Annotated in this window: 1 protein-coding gene; it reads right to left on the bottom strand. The window is 55.3% G+C overall.

From position 1 onward, the window contains the following. Window positions 1-365: efflux RND transporter permease subunit (locus B3187_RS06590; protein ID WP_286805265.1), on the bottom strand; the 365-nt coding region annotated here is incomplete at both ends.

The raw sequence follows: 365 nt of genomic DNA, 5'->3' as shown, positions 1-365 counted from the left end.
TTGATGCTGGTGCCGGTAATCAAAATGGCCAGAATCGCCGCTGCAATGCCAAACGGCACCGTGACCATGACAATCAGAGCACTGGTAAAACTTTCAAACTGGGCGCATAACACCAGGAACACCACCACCAGTGCAATGATGTAGGTCAGCGCCACCTCTCGCGAAGTTTCATCGAGAGTTTGAGCCTCACCCTGAAAAATCAACCCGATGCCCCGCGGCAATGTATCGGCCGCAACGGCCCGCACATCGTCCACCGCGGTCTGAAGGGGATACTCCGAGTCCAGTTGAAACTCAATTTCAATCGACCGCCGCTGCGCATTGCGCTCCAGTTCCGCAGCGATATTTTCCTCGGTCAGGGTCACGAC

It is taken from the genome of Marinimicrobium sp. UBA4209, assembly GCF_002381585.1.
In the GTDB taxonomy this organism is placed as follows: Bacteria; Pseudomonadota; Gammaproteobacteria; order Pseudomonadales; family Cellvibrionaceae; genus Marinimicrobium; species Marinimicrobium koreense.
This window is presented reverse-complemented; position numbering and strand designations above follow the sequence as displayed.